18 protein-coding genes are annotated in these 18,210 nt (G+C 67.4%); 9 read left to right on the top strand and 9 right to left on the bottom strand.

Annotation, left to right across the window (positions count from 1 at the left end; translation table 11 throughout):
• Positions 1 to 14: 14 nt before the first annotated feature.
• Positions 15 to 716: a thiamine phosphate synthase gene (gene thiE, locus DBZ45_RS20965; RefSeq protein ID WP_111905752.1), complete on the top strand. Its 702-nt coding sequence runs from the start codon at positions 15 to 17 to the stop codon at positions 714 to 716.
• Positions 717 to 755: 39 nt separating this feature from the next.
• Here thiE and DBZ45_RS20960 read toward each other — a convergent pair whose 3' ends face one another.
• Positions 756 to 1,442 carry a ferritin-like fold-containing protein gene (locus tag DBZ45_RS20960; protein ID WP_111905751.1) on the bottom strand — a complete coding sequence of 229 codons (687 nt, stop codon included), beginning with the start codon at positions 1,440 to 1,442 and terminating at the stop codon, positions 756 to 758.
• A gap of 41 nt (positions 1,443 to 1,483) precedes the next feature.
• Between DBZ45_RS20960 and DBZ45_RS20955 the strand changes: the two genes are divergently transcribed.
• The 3 genes from DBZ45_RS20955 to DBZ45_RS20945 all read left to right on the top strand — a co-directional run bounded on the left by DBZ45_RS20955 (position 1,484) and on the right by DBZ45_RS20945 (position 5,895).
• On the top strand, positions 1,484 to 3,025 hold the full coding sequence (locus DBZ45_RS20955) for an RNB domain-containing ribonuclease (RefSeq protein ID WP_111905750.1): 1,542 nt from the start codon (positions 1,484 to 1,486) through the stop codon (positions 3,023 to 3,025).
• 303 nt (positions 3,026 to 3,328) lie between these two features.
• Positions 3,329 to 5,017, top strand: coding sequence for a DEAD/DEAH box helicase (locus tag DBZ45_RS20950; protein WP_111905749.1), 1,689 nt, complete (start codon positions 3,329 to 3,331; stop codon positions 5,015 to 5,017).
• Positions 5,018 to 5,022: 5 nt separating this feature from the next.
• Complete coding sequence (locus tag DBZ45_RS20945; RefSeq protein WP_111905748.1) at positions 5,023 to 5,895, top strand: DNA-methyltransferase; 873 nt, start codon at positions 5,023 to 5,025, stop codon at positions 5,893 to 5,895.
• Positions 5,896 to 5,991: 96 nt separating this feature from the next.
• Here the strand turns inward: DBZ45_RS20945 and DBZ45_RS20940 are convergent, their stop codons facing one another.
• Positions 5,992 to 6,837: a PHP domain-containing protein gene (locus tag DBZ45_RS20940; RefSeq protein WP_111905747.1), complete on the bottom strand. Its 846-nt coding sequence runs from the start codon at positions 6,835 to 6,837 to the stop codon at positions 5,992 to 5,994.
• A gap of 105 nt (positions 6,838 to 6,942) precedes the next feature.
• On the opposite strand from DBZ45_RS20940, the gene DBZ45_RS20935 reads away from it, so the two are divergent.
• Entirely contained in the window at positions 6,943 to 8,532 is a 1,590-nt protein-coding gene (locus DBZ45_RS20935) for an aminopeptidase P family protein (RefSeq protein WP_111905746.1), read from the top strand.
• Positions 8,533 to 8,608: 76 nt separating this feature from the next.
• Here DBZ45_RS20935 and DBZ45_RS20930 read toward each other — a convergent pair whose 3' ends face one another.
• Complete coding sequence (locus DBZ45_RS20930; RefSeq protein ID WP_111905745.1) at positions 8,609 to 9,631, bottom strand: general stress protein; 1,023 nt, start codon at positions 9,629 to 9,631, stop codon at positions 8,609 to 8,611.
• A gap of 77 nt (positions 9,632 to 9,708) precedes the next feature.
• Here DBZ45_RS20930 and DBZ45_RS20925 point away from each other — a divergent pair, with 77 nt between their 5' ends.
• Genes DBZ45_RS20925 through DBZ45_RS20915 form a run of 3 tightly spaced genes read left to right on the top strand, consistent with a single transcriptional unit; the run spans position 9,709 to position 12,833 of the window.
• The gene (locus DBZ45_RS20925; protein WP_003805129.1) at positions 9,709 to 10,992 is read left to right on the top strand and encodes a magnesium transporter MgtE N-terminal domain-containing protein; all 1,284 of its coding nucleotides are present in this window, start codon (positions 9,709 to 9,711) and stop codon (positions 10,990 to 10,992) included.
• Positions 10,976 to 11,695: a DUF1003 domain-containing protein gene (locus DBZ45_RS20920; RefSeq protein ID WP_111905744.1), complete on the top strand. Its 720-nt coding sequence runs from the start codon at positions 10,976 to 10,978 to the stop codon at positions 11,693 to 11,695. The genes DBZ45_RS20925 and DBZ45_RS20920 overlap by 17 nt, the downstream gene beginning before the upstream one ends.
• A 10-nt stretch (positions 11,696 to 11,705) precedes the next feature.
• Entirely contained in the window at positions 11,706 to 12,833 is a 1,128-nt protein-coding gene (locus DBZ45_RS20915; RefSeq protein ID WP_111905743.1) for an Mrp/NBP35 family ATP-binding protein, read from the top strand.
• Positions 12,834 to 12,971: 138 nt separating this feature from the next.
• On the opposite strand, the gene DBZ45_RS20910 is transcribed toward DBZ45_RS20915, so the two are convergent.
• The 3 genes from DBZ45_RS20910 to sigE form a co-directional block, all read right to left on the bottom strand.
• Entirely contained in the window at positions 12,972 to 13,370 is a 399-nt protein-coding gene (locus DBZ45_RS20910) for a twin-arginine translocase TatA/TatE family subunit (protein WP_111905742.1), read from the bottom strand.
• A 90-nt stretch (positions 13,371 to 13,460) separates the two neighbouring features.
• Positions 13,461 to 14,345, bottom strand: a complete 885-nt coding sequence (locus DBZ45_RS20905; protein WP_111905741.1) for an anti-sigma factor — start codon at positions 14,343 to 14,345, stop codon at positions 13,461 to 13,463.
• 56 nt (positions 14,346 to 14,401) lie between these two features.
• Positions 14,402 to 15,019, bottom strand: coding sequence for an RNA polymerase sigma factor SigE (gene sigE, locus DBZ45_RS20900; protein WP_111905740.1), 618 nt, complete (start codon positions 15,017 to 15,019; stop codon positions 14,402 to 14,404).
• Between the two features lie 319 nt (positions 15,020 to 15,338).
• Here sigE and DBZ45_RS20895 point away from each other — a divergent pair, with 319 nt between their 5' ends.
• Positions 15,339 to 15,971, top strand: a complete 633-nt coding sequence (locus tag DBZ45_RS20895; RefSeq protein ID WP_102973821.1) for an O-methyltransferase — start codon at positions 15,339 to 15,341, stop codon at positions 15,969 to 15,971.
• 87 nt (positions 15,972 to 16,058) lie between these two features.
• Here the strand turns inward: DBZ45_RS20895 and DBZ45_RS20890 are convergent, their stop codons facing one another.
• The 3 genes from DBZ45_RS20890 to DBZ45_RS20880 all read right to left on the bottom strand — a co-directional run bounded on the left by DBZ45_RS20890 (position 16,059) and on the right by DBZ45_RS20880 (position 18,171).
• Positions 16,059 to 16,226: a DUF3117 domain-containing protein gene (locus DBZ45_RS20890; protein ID WP_102973820.1), complete on the bottom strand. Its 168-nt coding sequence runs from the start codon at positions 16,224 to 16,226 to the stop codon at positions 16,059 to 16,061.
• Positions 16,227 to 16,483: 257 nt separating this feature from the next.
• Positions 16,484 to 17,818, bottom strand: a complete 1,335-nt coding sequence (locus tag DBZ45_RS20885; protein ID WP_111905739.1) for a hypothetical protein — start codon at positions 17,816 to 17,818, stop codon at positions 16,484 to 16,486.
• Complete coding sequence (locus tag DBZ45_RS20880; protein WP_111905738.1) at positions 17,815 to 18,171, bottom strand: DivIVA domain-containing protein; 357 nt, start codon at positions 18,169 to 18,171, stop codon at positions 17,815 to 17,817. The genes DBZ45_RS20885 and DBZ45_RS20880 overlap by 4 nt, the downstream gene beginning before the upstream one ends.
• Positions 18,172 to 18,210: the final 39 nt, after the last annotated feature.

Genomic DNA, 18,210 nt, shown 5'->3' with positions numbered 1-18,210 from the left:
ACTAAGGTGTTGCCATGACCGTGCACTCTGCCCATACCGCCGCCCGCCTGTACCTCTGCACCGACGCCCGCAAGGACCGCGGGGACTTTGCGGACTTCGTGGACGCGGCGTTTGCCGGCGGCGTGGATATCATCCAACTGCGGGACAAGAGCATCGAGGCAGCCGAGGAACTCGAACTGCTGGAAGTAGTCCATGCCACCGCCCGCAGGCACGGCCGGCTCTGGGCCGTGAATGACCGCGCCGACATCGCGTCCATCGCCGGTGCACCCGTGTTCCACATCGGCCAGAAGGACCTGCCGCTCCGGGCCGCCCGGAAGCTGCTGCACGATTCCACCGTGATCGGGCTGTCCACCCACAGCACGGAACAGGTGGATGCCGCCGTCGGCGCCGCCCACGGGCGCAGCGGCCTGGACTATTTCTGCGTGGGCCCGCTGTGGGCCACCCCCACCAAGCCCGGGCGCGCCGCCGTCGGGCTCGACCTGGTGCGCTATGCGGCGGAGGCCGTCCGCACCGCAAACGAGGAACGGGTCGGCGGCCTGCTGTTGCCCTGGTTCGCGATCGGCGGGATCGACCGCACGAACGTGGAGCAGGTCCTGGCGGCCGGAGCCAGCCGCATCGTCGTCGTGCGGGCCATCACCGAGGCGCCGGACCCGGCAGCAGCCGCGGCGGAACTGCTCGACGCCCTCGACGCAACGTCCCCGGCTGCCGTCTCGTAAGCGGACCGGCCGGCGCGCCGACCGAGAGCGGGTCCCGGCTTACCCGCTCAGGCCCAGCTGGACCATCCGCCGGGAATGGTTCTCCGCGACTTCGGCGGTGATGCCCCGCACCAGCTCGCGTGCGGTGGCATCCGTGGCACCGGGCTCCGATTCGACGAACAGCTCGCCAAGAAAGGCGTGCTCGTGGCCCACGCGCTGGGCCTGCGTGATCGCTTCGCCGAGGAGGCGGCGGCCCCACAGAGCCAGCCTGGACGCGAGCCGGGGATCGTCCGCCAGCGCCCCGCTGAGCCGTTCCCGAAGCACGGCCGTGGCCTCTTCCGACGACTGGATCTGCTGGATGACATCACGGGTTCCGGCATCCACAAACCGGGCCACTGCCCGGTAGAAATCGGCGGACACCGTGTCCACCACGTAGGCCTTCATCAGGGACTCGTACCAGTCCGCCGGGCGGGTCCGCTCATGGAAGTGGTCCACGGCCAGCTGGAACGGCAGCATCGCATCTTCGACGTCGACGCCCATCCCGGCCAGCTTGGCGCTCACCAGCTCGTAGTGCTGGAATTCGATGACGGCGATCCGGCCGAGCACGGCGCGGTCGTGCAGCGTGGGTGAGTAGCGGGCGTCGGACGAGAGCCGTTCGAACGCGGACAGTTCGCCGTAGGCCATCACGCCGAACAGGTCTGCGACGAAGCGGTCGTAGCGAGCGGTGTCAGCCGAGGATGTGCCCATAATCCAAGACTAACGGCGCAATTCGGGCTAACCTGATTTTCGTGTCACATCATCGGTTGTCGCCCAGCGTCCACGAGCAGACCAACGCGCTCGCGGAGGCTTTGAGCGCGCTGCGGACGGAACTGGAGCTTCCGGGGGAATTCCCCGAGGACGTGCTCAAGGAAGCCGAAGCCGCCGTCGCCGACCGGGGATTCCCTGCCCTGGACCTGACCGGGGTGGACTTCCTGACCATCGATCCGCCGTCGTCCACCGACCTTGACCAGGCACTGTTCATCGAACGCCTCGGCGAGGGCTACCGGATCCTGTATGCCATTGCCGATGTTCCGTCGTTCGTGCAGCCGGGCGGCGCGCTCGACGCCGAGACCCGCCGCCGCGGCCAGACCTTCTACGCCCCGGACGGCCGGATCCCGCTGCACCCGGAGGTCATCAGCGAGAACGCCGGCAGCCTGCTGGCCGGGCAGCTGTGCTCCGCTTTCGTCTGGGAGTTCGAGCTCGACGCCGCCGCCGAGGTGGTGTCCGTCCTGGTGCGCCGGGCCGCCGTGCGCAGCCGGGCCAAGCTCAACTACAAGGGCGTCCAGGCAGAACTGGACGCCGGCACGGCCCCTCCCATCCTGCAGCTCCTGCGCGAGGTGGGGCGCAAGCGCGTGGACCTGGAACGGGCCCGCGGTGGGGCCAGCCTGAACATGCCGGAACAGGAGATCGTCCAGCTTCCCGACGGCGGCTACCGGATCGTGGCGGTCCCCCAGCTTCCCGTTGAGGAGTGGAATGCCCAGATTTCGCTCATGACCGGCATGGCCGCCGCTTCCCTGATGCTCAACGGCAAAGTGGGGATCCTGCGGACCATGCCTGCCCCGGATGAACGCTCCCTCAGCCACTTCAGGCGGCAGACAGCCGCGCTGGGCAAGCCGTGGGACGGGCAGGAGACCTACGGCGAGTACCTGCGCACCCTGGACCCCACCGACCACCGGCAATTGGCGATCCTCCACGCGGCCGGCATGCTCTTCCGCGGCGCCACGTACACGCACTTCGACGGAACCGTTCCGGAGGACGCCGTCCAGTCAGCCATCGGCACGGCGTACGCCCACACCACCGCGCCGCTCCGCCGCCTCGTGGACCGGTTTGTTTTGGTCATCTGCGAGGCACTGAGCAATGGCCTGCCGGTGCCGGCCTGGGCCCGGGAGGCGCTCCCCTCGCTGCCCGAGATCATGGCGTACTCGGACCAGCTGGCGGCAAGGATGGAACGGCTTGCCCTGGACACTGTGGAAGCCGCGCTGCTGATCAACCACATCGGGCAGGAATTCGATGCAGTGGTGATCTCAGGGTCAAAGCCGGCCAAAAACGGCAACGGGAACGGCAGCGGCAATGCCGCAGGGAACAGCAGCGGAAACGGGAACGGCACCAACGGGAAGGGCCTGAACGGCAAGGGGAGCAACGGATCCGGCCCCACCGGCGTCGTCCAGATCGCCGAACCGGCCGTGACGGCCAAATGTGAGGGAGAGATGGAACCCGGCACCAGGGTCCGGGTCCGGCTCGTTTCCTCGGACATCGCAACCCGGGAGATCCGCCTCGAGCTCGTCAACTGAACCGCTCCCGCGGGCCGCAACTGTCCCCGCGGCGGCCCGAGTCAAGGAAAACACGGGTTTGCCAGTAGACTGGCTAGGTAGTAATGGATGCCCGGTCGTTGATTTCCGTAAATTGAATTCAACAAGCCCGCCCCTACGCGATCTTGAGTCACACCCGCCGGTCCCCAGTGCCGGCATTTAGATAGCCCGCGATCGGCTTCCACTGGAATTGCTTGCGCGCCTGAGCGTGCTCCGGAACGGCCCCTGCGGGCCGGCCCGTTGAGCAGGCGGCGCCAATGCCCAAATGAATAAGGAAACTCCCCTGTGAGTGAATTGCATACCCACCAGCTTCTTTCCGACGACACCGGCACCGAGACCATTGAGCCGGAAGAGACCATCATCTCGGATGAGAAGCCGCACGAAATAGCCGAAAAGTCGTTCGCGGACTTCGATGTCCGCGCCGACATCGTCGAGTCCCTGGCCGACGCCGGCATCACGCACCCCTTCCCCATCCAGGCCATGACGCTGCCCGTCGCGCTGTCCGGCCACGACATCATCGGCCAGGCCAAGACCGGCACGGGCAAGACCCTCGGCTTCGGCATTCCCGCGCTGCAGCGCGTGGTGGGCCGCGACGACGCCGGCTTCGACAAACTGCCCGCTCCCGGGGCGCCGCAGGCCATGGTGATCGTACCCACGCGCGAGCTCGCCGTGCAGGTTGCCAACGATCTGCAGGCCGCATCCCGCAAGCGCAACGCCCGGATCGCAACGATTTACGGCGGACGCGCCTATGAGCCGCAGATCGATGCGCTGCAGAAGGGCGTCGAGGTGGTGGTCGGCACGCCGGGCCGCCTCATCGACCTCTACAAGCAGAAGCACCTGGTTCTGAAGAACGTCAAGATCGTGGTGCTGGACGAAGCGGACGAGATGCTGGACCTCGGCTTCCTGCCCGACGTCGAGACCCTCATCGCCGGCACCCCGCCAGTCCGCCAGACCCTCCTGTTCTCGGCCACGATGCCCGGCCCGGTCATTGCCATGGCCCGCCGCTACATGACGCAGCCCACCCACATCCGCGCGGCGGATCCGGACGACGAGGGCCTGACCAAGCGCGACATCCGTCAGCTCATCTACCGTGCACACAGCATGGATAAGACCGAGGTGGTGGCCCGTATCCTGCAGGCCCGCGGCCGCGGCCGCACCATCATCTTCACCAAGACCAAGCGCACCGCCGCAAAGGTTGCGGAGGAACTCGTGGACCGCGGGTTCGCCGCCGCCGCCATCCACGGCGATCTCGGCCAGGGAGCCCGCGAGCAGGCACTCCGCGCTTTCCGCAACAACAAGGTGGACGTCCTGGTGGCCACCGACGTCGCAGCCCGCGGAATCGACGTCGACGACGTCACGCACGTCATCAACTACCAGTGCGTCGAGGACGAGAAGATCTACCTGCACCGCGTGGGCCGCACCGGCCGCGCCGGCAACAAGGGCACCGCCGTCACGTTCGTGGACTGGGATGACATGCCGCGCTGGGGCCTCATCAACAAGGCGCTGGGGCTGAGCGTTCCCGAGCCCGTCGAAACCTACTCCTCCTCAGCTCACCTGTACGAGGACCTGGACATCCCCGAGGGCACCAAGGGCCGGCTCCCGCGCAGCAAGCGCACCCTCGCCGGCGTTGACGCCGAGGTCCTGGAGGACCTGGGCGAGACCGGCAAGAAGAACAGCCGCTCCGGCGGCCGCGATTCCGGCCGCTCCGGCAGCAGGGAAGGCAGCAGGGAAGGCAGCCGCCGCGGCGGTGACGCGGCCAAGCGTTCGGGCGAGCACCGCCGTCGTTCTTCAGACAGCCGTTCTTCAGATATCGGCGCGGAGGCCGGAACCGGCCCCGCTTCCACTGCGACCGTTGAAGGCGAGCAGCCGGCGCGCGCGCGCCGCAACCGCACCCGCACGCGCCGCCGCAACGGCGAAGTGGTCTCCGGCGAATCCGCCGCAACCGGCTCGCAGCCCGGCACCGAGGCCCCATAGCCTCAATGACTGAAACTGTCTGGGCGCCGGACGGCAGCAACCTGGTGGTGCACGCGGATAACGCGGACTTCCTCCCCACGCTGCCGGACGGCGCCTTCACACTCATTTACGTGGACCCGCCCTTCAACACCGGCCGGGCCCAGCAGCGCCAGGAAACAAAGATGGTGCTCAACGCCGACGGCGACGGCGACCGGGTGGGCTTCAAGGGCCGCTCCTACGACACGATCAAGGGCGCCCTGCACCGCTACGACGACGCCTTCAGCGACTATTGGTCCTTCCTCGAGCCGCGCCTGGTGGAGGCCTGGCGGCTCCTGGCCGACGACGGCACCCTGTACCTGCACCTCGACTACCGCGAGGTGCACTACGCCAAAGTGATGCTGGATGCCATCTTTGGCCGTGAATGCTTCCTGAACGAGATCATCTGGGCCTACGACTACGGTGCACGCGCCAAAAACCGTTGGCCCACCAAACACGACAACATCCTCGTCTACGTCAAAAACCCGGCCAAGTACCACTTCAACAGCGCCGAGGTGGACCGGGAGCCCTACATGGCCCCGGGGCTCGTGACGCCGGCCAAGCGTGAGCTGGGCAAACTGCCCACCGACGTCTGGTGGCACACCATCGTTTCCCCCACGGGCAAGGAAAAGACCGGATACCCGACTCAGAAACCCGAGGGCCTGGTGCGCCGCGTGGTGGCCGCGTCCAGCCGTCCGGGTGACTGGTGCCTCGATTTCTTCGCCGGTTCCGGCACACTCGGCGCCGTTGCGGCCAAGTTGGGGCGCAGGTTCGTCTGCGTGGACCAGAACCAGCCGGCCATCGACGTCATGGCCAGGCGGCTTGGGGCGCACGCCGAGATCGCCTCTTACCCTCCTGTGTAGGTACCCGCCCAAGTAGGTAGCAGCACAAGGCGTTCCCAGCGCTGGGAACGCCCTGAAGTGCTACCTACTTGGGTTGAGCGGACGACGGCGGTGGGTTTAGCGCACCACGCCGGTGCCTGTGCCCAGCTCCTCGATCCGGTCGAGGACGTCCGGGGCGGTCAGGTTCTCGCCCAGCCGGTTCGGCTTGCCCAGGCCGTGATAGTCCGACGACCCGGTCACCATAAGCCCGTGCTGGGCGGCAAGCTTCCGCAGGAACTCCCGGCCCTCCTCGGGGTTGTCCCGGTGGTTGACCTCCAGTCCCGCCAGGCCGGCGTCGATCATGTCGTGGTACGTGCTCTCGCCCACCACCCGCCCCCGTGCGGAGGCGACAGGGTGGGCAAAGACGGGAACGCCGCCGGCGTCGCGGACCAGTTCGACGGCGAGGGCAGGCTCCGGCGCGTAGTGCTGCACGAAATAGCGCGAACGGGAGGTAAGGATCGAGGTGAAGGCCTCGGAACGGTCCGCTACCACGCCCGCCGCCACCAGGGCGTCGGCGATGTGCGGACGTCCCAGCGTGGCCCCCGGCGCCACATGGTGGATCACGTCGTCCCAGGTCAGGGGGTAATCCTCAGCAAGCAGCGTGACCATGCGTTCCGCGCGGGTCAGGCGGGCGTCCCTGGCCTTCGTGATTTCCTCGAGCAGGCCCGGGTGCGTGGGGTCGTGCAGGTAGCTCAGGAGGTGGACGCTGATCCCGTGCTCCGTCCGGCAGGAAATCTCCATGCCGGGCACCAGTGCCACGCCGTTGTCGATCGCCGCCCGGGACGCTTCCGCCCAGCCGTCCGTGGAGTCGTGGTCGGTCAGCGCAATGACGTTCAGCCCCGCCGCCGCCGCGGCCGCCATGACCTCCGCCGGTGTCTCCGTGCCGTCGGAAATATTCGAGTGGGCGTGCAGATCTATCCTCACCAGCCCAGCCTAGTAGATGGGGCGCCCCTGTGGCCGGGATGGGCGTGGTTCTCCCTCCCGCGCCGGTGTTGGCCTAAGCCGCTCGGCTGGTGAGACTATTGGACGGTGAACGATGCAGACAACACCCACACCGGTGAAAACACAGCTTCCCAGCCCCTGGAAGAGCGCGTCAACAACCGCTCCCAGCGGCCCAGTTCCGCCGCCTTCAAGGCCTTCATGGCAAGCAACTGGGCGCCCGCGCCGCAGGTGACCCCTGAACGGGACGCCGTCGCCAGCCACGCCGCGAGGAGGCGCCGTGCCATCTCCGACCAGTTCAAGGGTGAACGCCTGGTGCTTCCGGCCGGGCCCCTGAAGGTACGCTCCAATGACTGCGACTACCGGTTCCGGCCGCACTCCGGCTTTGCCCACCTCACCGGCCTCGGGCTGGACCATGAGCCCGATGCCGTGCTCATCTTCGAACCTGTCGGGCAGGGAAAGGGCGACGACGGCGGCAACCACCGCGCCACGCTCTACTTCCGGCCGCTGGCCGGGCGGGACACCGAACAGTTCTACGCGGACGCGCGGTCGGGCGAGTTCTGGATCGGGGCGCGGCCCACGCTGGCCGAATTTGAGGCCCGGCTGGGAATCCCCACCGCCCACATCGACGAACTTGAGATGGCCGTCACCAAGAACGTCGGCGCCCCCGAAATCGGCGGCATCTCCGTCCGCCTGGTGCGCAAGGTGGACGAAAACATCGACGCGCTCGTGGACACCGCCCGCTACAACACGGCCAAAGATCCGGACAACCTGGACCTTGGCGTGCTGGACGCCCTCGACGAGAAGCTGACCGAGGCACTCTCCGAGCTGCGGCTGACCAAGGACGAGTGGGAAATCGAGCAAATGCAGACCGCTGTGGCCGCCACCGTGGAAGGCTTCACCGAAGTGGTCAAGGCCCTGCCCCGCGCCCTGACCCACTTCCGGGGCGAACGCGTGGTGGAAGGCGCTTTCTTTGCCCGCGCCCGCGAGGAGGGCAACGAACTCGGCTACGACACCATCGCCGCCTCCGGCAACAACGCCACTGTGCTCCACTGGACCCGCAACACGGGCAAGGTCAACGCCGGGGAGCTCCTCCTGCTGGACGCCGGCGTCGAGGCCGATTCGCTCTACACTGCGGACATCACCCGCACGCTCCCGGCCAACGGCACATTCTCGGACGTGCAGCGCAAAATCTACGAAGCGGTCCTGGACGCGGCCGACGCCGGTTTCGCGGCCGCCCGGATCGGCGTGAAGTTCCGAGACATCCATACCGCCGCAACCACCGTCCTCGCGGAGCGGCTTGCGGAATGGGGCCTGCTCCCGGTCTCCGTCGAGGAGGCCCTCGGCGAGGACGGCCAGCAGCACCGGCGCTGGATGCCGCACGGCACCAGCCACCACCTCGGCCTCGACGTCCACGACTGCGCCCAGGCCAAGCGGGAACTCTACCTGGACGGCGAGCTGCGGGAGGGGATGGTCTTCACCATCGAACCGGGGCTGTACTTCAAGCAGGAAGACCTCGCCATTCCCGAGGAGTACCGGGGCATTGGCGTGCGCATCGAGGACGACATCCTGATGACGGCCGAAGGCCCCGTGAACCTCAGCGCAGCGCTCCCCCGCACAGCGGACGACGTCGAGGCCTGGATGGCAGGCATCTACCAGGAGATCGGCGCCAAGGGGTAAGGGAACAACAAAAGAAGGGACGGCCCGGATTCTCCGGTGGCCGTCCCTTCTTACTGCCCTGGCCTAATTACCCGGGCTACTGCTGCTGTCCGTCCCGGCCCTGGTCGGCCTGGTTCGGATCCACGCGCACACCGTACTGCGGGCGGCCGTCCGGCAGGTCCGGGTAGCGGACCGCCGACGCCGGGCGCTGGCCGGCTGCCGGCCCGCCCTCTGCGCTCTGGCTCTGCTGGTTGGTGCCTGCTGGCTGGTTGGCGCCTGCCTCCTGATTAGCGCCGTACTGCTGATTAGCGCCGTACTGCTGCTCGCCGTCGTACGGCTGGCCCTGCTGGCCTGTGCCGTATTGCTGGTGTGCCCCGTATTGCTGGTTGGGGTCCTGCGGCTGACCGCCCTGAGCGTGCTGGCCTGTGCCGTGCTGCCCGCTGGCGTCCTGGCCGCGCTGGCCGTAGGGATCGTTCCAGCCCGCCGGCCGCTGCGGCGCCTGCCCCTGGGACGGGCCCTGCGGCGGTCCCTGGTGCCGGCCCGGCTGCTGGTAGGGCTGGTTCTGGTAGTCGTGCTGGGTGTGGGACGCCGGGCGCGCACCCGGGGTGGCGTCGGACGGCGTCATGGGGAGCTGCTGGAGCAGCCGGCGCGCCTCCTGGGCCGCCTCGAAGGCCACGACGACGTCGTAATTGGTGGCAACCACCTGGCTGGTGGACGTGAAGTCGCGCTTGCCCCGCTGCATGGCGTAGGTCACGATCCCGAACAGCATGAAGAACGCCGCACCCATCAGCACCGAGCTGATGATGGAAAACGTCCCGCCCGCAGGCGTGAAGAAGGACAGCATGACGCCGACGAAGAGGCCGAACCACATGCCGCTCAGGGCACCGGAGAGCGCCACGCGCGGGTAGCTGAGCCGGCCCGTCACCCGCTCCACCATCTTGAGGTCGTTTCCCACGATGGACACCAGGTGCACCGGGAACTGCTGGTCGGCGAGGTAGTCAACGGCCTTTTGGGCGTCCAGGTAGGAGGTATACGAGCCGACCGTGTCCCCCGAGGGGACAGTCTTCGACTCGTCCGAGCCGTTGGGCGCAGCCTTCGGAGCACCAAAAATGTTAGCCATAACCCCATTCTTGCCCATAAGGATGGGTGAAAGCTGAAAATTCAGCTAAAAGAGAGCAGACTCGGTAGCCTGTAGAGGTGAGCACGAATCCTACCCGCGTCTTTGTCGCGCGCCTCCTGGGACTGGACGTCTTCGACCCGTTGGGCGACCGTCTGGGGCGGCTGCGTGACGTCGTCGTGCTCTCCCGCGGAACCCGGGGTGCCCCGCACGTGGTGGGCATCGTCGTCGAAGTTCCCGGCAAGAAGCGCGTCTTCGTCCCCATGACCCGCATCACCTCCATTGACCAGACGCAGGTCATCTGCACCGGCCTGGTCAACCTCCGGCGCTTCGAACAGCGCGGCGCCGAGACCCTGGTCGTCGCGGAAATGTTCGACCGCCGCGTGACCCTGACGGACGGCAGCGGCGACGCCACCATCGAGGACATCGCCATGGACCAGCACCGCTCGGGCGACTGGTTCGTGAGCAAGCTGTTCGTCCGGCGCGGACACTCCCTGGCGCCCCTGAGCAGGCTGCGCCGCAACGAAACCATGATCATCGACTGGGCCGACGCGCACCAGGGGGCCAAGACAGAACCGCAGGCAGCCACCCAGTTCGTGGCCAACCACGAGGACCTCAAGCCCGCGGACTTCGCCGAAGCACTGCAGGAAATGAGCGACAAGCGGCGCTTCGAGGTGGCCAGCGAACTGCAGGACGAGCGGCTCGCCGACGTCCTGCAGGAGCTGCCAGAAGACGACCAGGTGGAAATCCTCTCCGCCCTCGACGTCCAGCGCGCCGCGGACGTCCTGGAGGAGATGGACCCCGACGACGCCGCCGACCTCCTCGGCGAGCTGCCGTCCGCCCAGGCGGAGGAACTCCTTCAGCTGATGGAGCCCGAAGGCGCCGAGGACGTCCGGCGCCTCCTCGAATACGACGAGGACACCGCCGGCGGCCTCATGACCCCCGTCCCGGTCATCCTGCCGCCGGAGGCCACGGTGGCGGAGGCCCTCGCCCACGTCCGGCGCGAGGAACTCTCCCCTGCCCTCGCCTCGTCCATCTTCATCGCCCGTCCTCCGCTGGAAACCCCCACCGGCCGGTTCCTCGGTGTGGTGCACATCCAGCAGCTGCTGCGATTCCCGCCGTTCGAGTCGCTGGGCAACCTCGTGGACAAGAACCTTGAGCCGCTCTCGGATCTGGCCCACATCAGCGAAGTCGCGCGCACCCTCGCCACGTACAACCTGAATTCCCTTCCGGTGGTCAACCAGGCCGGCCGGTTGGTGGGCGCAGTGACAGTTGACGACGTCCTGGACCATCTGCTGCCCGACGACTGGCGGGCCAACGACGGCGAGGCCCCGGTCAGGAAGCTTGGTGGCCGCATTGGCTGAAAACACGGCAAAGGCGGCGCGACCCGGCGGAAAGCCGGCAGCCCGGGGAAGCCTGGACACGCCGCTGAGCGGCCGCCAGCGCATCCTCCCCAAGTTCTCGCCGAACCCTGATGCCTTTGGCCATGCGACGGAGGGTTTCGCCCGCTTCATGGGCACGCCGCAGTTCCTGCTCTACATGACCGTGTTCTGTGTCTTCTGGCTGGCCTGGAATACCTTCGCGCCCACGGCCTGGCAGTTCGACAAGGTGGAACTCGGGTTCACGCTCCTGACGCTGATGCTGTCCCTGCAGGCTTCCTACGCCGCGCCGCTGCTGCTCCTCGCACAGAACCGCCAGGACGACCGCGACCGCGTGTCCCTGCAGCAGGACCGCCAGCGGGCGGAGCGCAACCTGTCGGACACCGAATACCTCACGCGGGAACTGGCCTCACTGCGGATCGCGCTGCGTGAAGTGGCCACCCGTGACTACGTCCGGGCGGAACTTCGCAGCCTCCTGGAGGACCTGCTGGAGGCCCAGGAAGAGCTCCGCACGCACGAACCCTCCGGGCGCGGAAGCCATGAATCGCCGCGCGAACTGGTCCGGGAAAAGCTGAAGGAGAAGCGGGAAAAGCAACGCAACCCCCGCACGCAGCAGATCCCCAAGATCAAGTCCGAAAAGACGCGGCAGGGCCGGGCAGCCCACCGACCCACCTCTCCCGAAAGCTGAGCACCACGGCATGAGCACCACCCTCCTCCAGGCAGTCAACGCTGCCCTGGCAACCGTCATCGATCCGGAACTCCGGCGCCCCATTACCGAGTTGGGCATGGTTGATTCGGTGGAGATCACCGACGACGGGACCGTCCGCCTGGCGGTGCTGCTCACCATTGCGGGCTGCCCCCTGCGCGACACCATCACCAGGGACTCCGAGGCGGCGCTGCTGGATGTGCCAGGTGTGGCCGCCGTCGAGGTGGACCTCAAGGTCATGACCCAGGCGCAGCGCGACGCGCTGAAGGAGCAGCTCCGTGGCCCCGGCGGCGAGCGGGGAATCCCGTTCAACCAGCCGGGGTCCCTCACCAAGGTCTTCGCGGTGGCCAGCGGCAAGGGCGGTGTGGGAAAGTCGTCGGTGACGGTGAACCTCGCCTGTTCGCTCGCGGCACAGGGGCTGCGCGTGGGCATCGTGGATGCCGACGTGTACGGTTTCTCGGTGCCGGCCCTGATGGGGATCACCCAGGCCCCCACCCGTGTGGACGACATGATCCTCCCGCCGGTGGCGTACGGCGTGAAAGTTATTTCCATCGGCATGTTTGTCACCGGCAACCAGCCCGTGGCCTGGCGCGGACCCATGCTGCACCGGGCCCTCGAGCAGTTCCTCACCGATGTCTACTTCGGCGACCTTGATGCGCTGTTCCTGGACCTCCCGCCGGGAACCGGTGACATCGCCATCTCGGTGGCGCAGCTGTTGCCCAAGGCCGAGATCCTGGTGGTCACCACTCCCCAGGCCGCCGCGGCCGACGTCGCAGAGCGTGCCGGCGCCATCGCCACCCAGACCGGGCAGACGGTGGCCGGGGTCATCGAGAACATGTCCTTCCTGGAAATGCCCGACGGCGGGCGGATGGATCTGTTCGGCACCGGCGGCGGGGAGGTGCTCGCCGAGAGGCTCAGTGCGTCGACCGGCACGGACGTGCCGCTGCTGGGCCAGATTCCGCTGGACATTCTCCTGCGCGAAGGCGGCGACTCAGGCAGGCCCATCGTCCTGGGCGGCCCGGACACTCCGGCCGCGGTGGCGCTGTCGGGCATCGCCGGGAAACTTGCGGCCAGGCCCCGGGGACTGGCCGGGATGAAGCTGGACGTCCAGCCCCGCTGATTGTTTGGGTCCGCCCCTTAATCTGGGGCCACGACCGCCGGGTTCCCTGGCCTGGGCCCACGCCGGCGAGGGACCCGGCCTGAGCTTGCGAAGGCCGGGAGCCGGTGGGGACATGCGAGGTTAGGGGGCGGTTGGGGACTAAGTTGCCTCGGAATCGAAGGGGGCCGCTTCGCCGTAGGGCAACTGCTCAATGATGCGCGCCGGCCGCTCCTCGGTGGTGGAAGCGGCGGCTGATGCCGCGGCGGCTACTGCCGCCGGACCGCCGGCGCTGACCGGCTTGGTGTCGTCCTCGAGGAGGGCTTCCTTGATGATGCGCCGCGGATCGTACTGGCGGGGGTCGTACTTCTTCCAGTCGACATCATCGATGTCGATGCCGACTTCTTCCTTGATCTGCTCCCGCGCACCGGAGGCCATCCGACGCACTTCGCGGACCAGGTTTGCCAGTTTTTGGGTATATTCGGGCAGCCGCTGGGGACCGATCACCAGAATGCCGATGAGCAGCAGAAGGATAAACTCCGGGCCGTTGATTCCAAACACTTTAGGAAGATTACCCTTTCCGGCGAGGCAGTGACGATTTCGACCCGGCCCGGGCCCCCTGGGGGCATGCCGCAGGGACGGGGAAGCGTCTCAAAGCCCTAACTGGCGGGCAATCTTACGGAGGCCGCGTTCGACCCGGTCCACGACACTTTCCTGCGCTGCGCTGGTGTTTCCGGCCGTGTCGGTGCCGGCGGCCAGACCCGGACCGGCCATGCTGCCGGGCGCGGCGAGCATCGGCAAAGCGTCGTCGGCCGAGGTGGCGGGCAGGTCCGACACGTAGGTGAACGTGCTCCGTGGCGTCTGGTAGATCGCGCTCCACGGTGGCCCCGCCTTGACCCAGACCCGGCCGTCCGCCGTCGCTCCCGGCAGGTCAGCGGCGACGTAACCGTCGCTTCCCGCCGGGTGGCCTGTCAGCGGGTTGACCGGAGACGGCGCAGCCGGCGACCCCTGGTGCTGTTCCAGAATCCTCGCTGTATGCTGCCCGTCTGTGAGGCGCAGCTCCACTGTGGGGCGGCCTGCGAGTACGGTCGTGCTGGCAGATACCAGGCGGAAACCCATGGCACGCAGTTCAGGGCAGGTCCAGCCGGAGGACCGCAGCGCGGCGAGGCGGCTGTCTGTTCCCGGGGAATGCCCGGACTGGCCGTAGAGCGAGGCCGTGCCCGCGGCGTACTGCCCGGGTTCTCCGGCGACCGTGTAGGCTCCGGCGCCGATGGCCCCTGCCGCCACCACGGCTACCCCGCCGGCCAGCCCTGCCAGCCTCATCCGGCTGGGCCGGGCAACCGGGGCCGGAGCCATGGCCAATTGCTGGGTGCGGAGCAGGAGCCGCGCTGTCAGTTCGTCACTGGCCGCCGGAACTGCAGCAGTACGGAGCCGCTCAATGTACTGGCGCTGCCGGTGTAGCGCGCTGGCGCATTCGGCGCACGCACGGATGTGTTCCGCTGTCTGCGGGTGCCGTCCGCCGGCAAGCGGCGGCAACCCTGAGTTCTGTCTGAGCCCCTCCAGCAAGCGATGTAGCCGACGCATGTCGCCGATCAGAGAACGCCGGCGATGCGGGGCAGCTTGAGCCGCGGTTTGCGCGCCTGCTGCGGGCGCGGATCCCGGTGGGCAAGCTTTTCGCGGAGCATGGTCCGGCCGCGGTGAATGCGTGAACGCACCGTGCCCAGCTTCACGCCCAGGGCCTCGGCAACTTCGTCGTACGACAGTCCCTCAAGGTCGCACAGGACGACGGCGGCACGGAAGTCCGGCGGGAGTTCCTCTAGGGCGGCCTGGACGTCGAGATCCAGGTTGTTGAGTTCGAAGCTTTGCTCGGGGCCGGGTTCACGGCCGGGCAGCCGTGATTCGGCGTCCTCGGCCAGCGCGTCAAACCGGATCCGGCTCTTGCGCCGCGCCTGGTCCAGGAAGAGGTTGGTGGTGATCCGGTGCAGCCAGCCGTCCAGGGTTCCCGGTTTGAAGTTCTCCAGGGAGCGGAAGACGCGGACGAACACCTCCTGGGTGAGGTCCTCGGCGTCGTACTTGTTACCGGTAAGCCGGTAGGCGAGCCTGTACACCTTGGCCGAGTGGTTGGTGACCACTTCTTCCCACGTGGGCATGGCCCACTCGGCAGCTTGCTCTTTTGTTGCAGGGACAGGTGCCGCAACGGATGCTGACATCGTCCACTCCCCTCGTGGATGTAATAACGCCTGACGTGCTTTACATCATGGTTCGGCGCCGATCACCACTTGGATGAGCGGATTATTATCATGTCAAAGTTGGCTGGGAATTTCCTGACTGCGGGGGCCCTCTTTGCTTACGGCGCAACTTTTTGGGCCCGCATTTCCTGCTGGCATTCCGTAAATTTTCGTCACCCTCCGCCGGGCAGCAGAACAGTAGCCGCCATCACAGGCGTGCCCGCCGTCACTTGCCCCTCGGGCGCCGTCCAACCCAGTACGCTGTAATAACATGCCCCCTGCCGCCCAGAAAGCGAAATCCATGAGCGCCGATAAGTCCACGAGCTGGTCCTATGCAGAAGATCTGCCTGCCGAGGATGAGGTCCTGCTGCGCGCCCGGGAGCGTTCGTTCGAGCTGGGCGTGACACCCATCGGCCGTGGCGTTGGCGCCGTGCTGACTGTACTGGCGGCGGCATCCAAGGCGCAGACCGCCGTCGAGATCGGTACCGGCGCCGGCGTCTCGGGCGTCTGCCTGCTCCGCGGCCTCGGTCCGCAGGCCGTGCTCACCACCATCGACGTGGACGTCGAGCACCTCAAGGCCGCCCGGGAAGCGTTCCAGGAGTCAGGCAGCCCGGCCAACCGCACGCGCACCATTTCCGGCCGCGCCGGTGACGTCCTGCCGAGGCTCACCGACGCCGCCTATGACCTCGTCTTCATCGACGGCGACAAGCCCAACTTTCCCCGCTACGTCGAACAGGCCGTACGCCTGCTCAAGACCGGCGGACTGCTGATCGTCAATGACGCCCTGGACAAGGACCGGGTATCCAACCCTGCAGCCCGCGACGCAACCACCGTTGTGCTGCGCCAGGTGGGCCGGGCAGTGCGCGACGACGACCGACTGGCTTCCGCCATGCTCCCCACCGGTGACGGGCTGCTGGTAGCGGTCAAGAAATAGGCCGGCCGGCTAGGGCGGGGCCGGCAGGCCCGGAAGACCAAAAAGGCAGGGCCCGCAGCTTTCCTGCTGCGGGCCCTGCCTTTACTCTTATTCGGTGACGCCGACGAGGCAGTCCTTGAGGTTGGCCGCCTCTGCGGCATTAAGTTCAACCACAAGCCGGCCCCCGCCTTCGAGCGGCACACGCATGATCAGGCTGCGGCCCTCCTTGGTTACTTCCATAGGGCCGTCGCCGGTGCGTGGTTTCATAGCCGCCATGAGGAATATCCCCTCCAGTAGTCCCAGGACCGAGCAGCCCGGCCGGGCTGAGTCCGCGTGGTTAAAACAAAGCCGCTCTGGCGGTCCTTTCGGCAGCCGCCATGGCTGAACAATGCCAATGCTTTTTGTCCTTGCTTATCACCTATTATCCTGTAATTACCCGTCTGTAGCTAATCGATGGACAATCCGTTCATGAGCGGATTCCTGCGCCCTTCTGCGGGCTGATCTGGGAAAACCCGCTGGGAACCAACGATCTGTCATGGCGGATAGTCCCCTCCGCCCGGCAGTTGCGCCCATGCCCAGAGCCACACCACCCACACGATCTGCAGCAGGACAAACATCGTGATTACGGCGCCACGATAGGCGCGCGACCGGGAAACGAGTGCGGCAGCCAGGGCAAGCGGAAACAGTGGCAGCAGCATGCGGAAGGTGCTGGTTTGCGGGTGCAGGAACACCACGAGGTACCCCATGTAGCACACACACCACAGCCGGAGTTCTGTTCCCAGCCGGCGCACCGGCGGGGAGGCCATCAGGAGCCCGAACACCGCCACGAAGACGAAGGGTGCCACGAGCCCCAGCACCGGACCGAACAGCAGGACGCCGGTGTCGAACCACGGTTTGAAGGGCACCAGGTCGTGTCCGCGCCAGACGGTCTCGGTCTTCGTGTACGCGGCGATGTCTCCGGTGGCAACCCACGCGACAGCGGGCCACGCGAGGGCACCTGCACCGCTGACGGCGGTCAGCCCGGCGAGGGACCACAGTTCGTTCCGGCTGTGGACGCGGCGCCCCTTGGCGGCCTGTCCGTGGTTCCGCGCCTCGAACCATGCCTCACCGGCGCGGTACAGGAACAGGATGCCGATGGTCGCCGCAAACGGAACACCCGTGGGCCGGGAAAGGCACATGGCCAGTACCACGGGAATGGCCCACAGGTAGTGCCGCCGTACCACCAGCAGCAGCGCGGCGGCCAGCAGCAGGAGGTTCAGGGACTCCGCATAAGGCACCTGGAGCACCGGCGAGACGGGGAAGGTGGAGAAGAACGCGGCGCCCCACAGGGCCGGCCCGTGGGCCGCCCTGGTGCGGAACAGCAGGTAGACCACCAGCGAGGCCGCCAGTCCGGCGAGCATTGCAATCAGGATAAGGACGGCGGCGGGACCCATGCCCGTGGCAGCGGAGAGCATCCGCCCCAGCGTTGGAAACAGCGGATAGAACGCCCAGGTGTTCTCCTGCACGTTGCCGGCCGCATCCACCGGCAGTTCGGTCGGGTACCCGCCGGTCATGACGGACTCGTACCACCGCGCGTCCCAGATGTTGATGAAGTTCCAGTAGTCGGGCTTGGCCGGGAACCAGGGGTTGAATCCCTGGTGCAGCGCGGCCGACATGAAGATGCAGGCACTGACCAGCCGCGCGGCCACGTACACCGCGGCCACCTGGGCCCACCACGGCCAGCGGACCAGGGGGCCGCCGAGCCGTGCCGCGGCGGTCCGGAACGCCCTGTCGAGCCGCGTCCCGACCAGCCTTGTCCCGTGATCCGGCGACGGGGGTCCGGCTGTTGCTGGCTGCACGGGGCCCGGAGGCGGCATTGGGGAGCTCACGTCCGGTCCTCGGCGGCACAGGCACGCAGCTGCTCGCGAAGGCTTTCTATTTCAGCGTTCCTGGCAGCCAGCTGGTCGCGCAGGTCGTCCAGCACCTGGTCCACCTGGTCCATCCGGTAACCACGCAAGCCCAGCGCAAACCGGACCTGGTCGACGTCGGCTGGTTTTGCGTCGACGGGGAGCAGCACGGGTGGCAAGGAGGCCACGGGTTCATCGAATCCGTCCTTGAAGCCGTCTCTTTCGAGAGGCGTGCGGGCCTGTTTCTTCCGCAGCATGCCCGCCCCGAGGTCGGTCCCGATGAGGGCGGTGGCTCCAATCAGGACGATGGCGAGGAAAACGAGGAAGAAACTCACACCACCAATCGTGCCAGACGCAGCCCGGCCGGCGGCCTA

This window comes from Arthrobacter globiformis, from assembly GCF_003261175.1.
In the GTDB taxonomy this organism is placed as follows: Bacteria; Actinomycetota; Actinomycetes; order Actinomycetales; family Micrococcaceae; genus Arthrobacter; species Arthrobacter globiformis_A.
Note: the sequence above shows the minus strand (reverse complement) of the source record. Positions and strands in the feature narration are given on the sequence as shown.

Excerpts from the sequence above, each read along its gene's own strand:
- DBZ45_RS20945 (WP_111905748.1), top strand. The coding sequence starts at position 5,023 with ATGACTGAAACTGTCTGGGCGCCGGACGGCAGCAACCTGGTGGTGCAC.
- DBZ45_RS20915 (WP_111905743.1), top strand. The coding sequence starts at position 11,706 with ATGAGCACCACCCTCCTCCAGGCAGTCAACGCTGCCCTGGCAACCGTC.
- DBZ45_RS20960 (WP_111905751.1), bottom strand. The coding sequence starts at position 1,442 with ATGGGCACATCCTCGGCTGACACCGCTCGCTACGACCGCTTCGTCGCA.
- DBZ45_RS20895 (WP_102973821.1), top strand. The coding sequence starts at position 15,339 with ATGAGCGCCGATAAGTCCACGAGCTGGTCCTATGCAGAAGATCTGCCT.
- sigE (WP_111905740.1), bottom strand. The coding sequence starts at position 15,019 with ATGTCAGCATCCGTTGCGGCACCTGTCCCTGCAACAAAAGAGCAAGCT.
- DBZ45_RS20890 (WP_102973820.1), bottom strand. The coding sequence starts at position 16,226 with ATGGCGGCTATGAAACCACGCACCGGCGACGGCCCTATGGAAGTAACC.
- thiE (WP_111905752.1), top strand. The coding sequence starts at position 15 with ATGACCGTGCACTCTGCCCATACCGCCGCCCGCCTGTACCTCTGCACC.
- DBZ45_RS20930 (WP_111905745.1), bottom strand. The coding sequence starts at position 9,631 with ATGGCTAACATTTTTGGTGCTCCGAAGGCTGCGCCCAACGGCTCGGAC.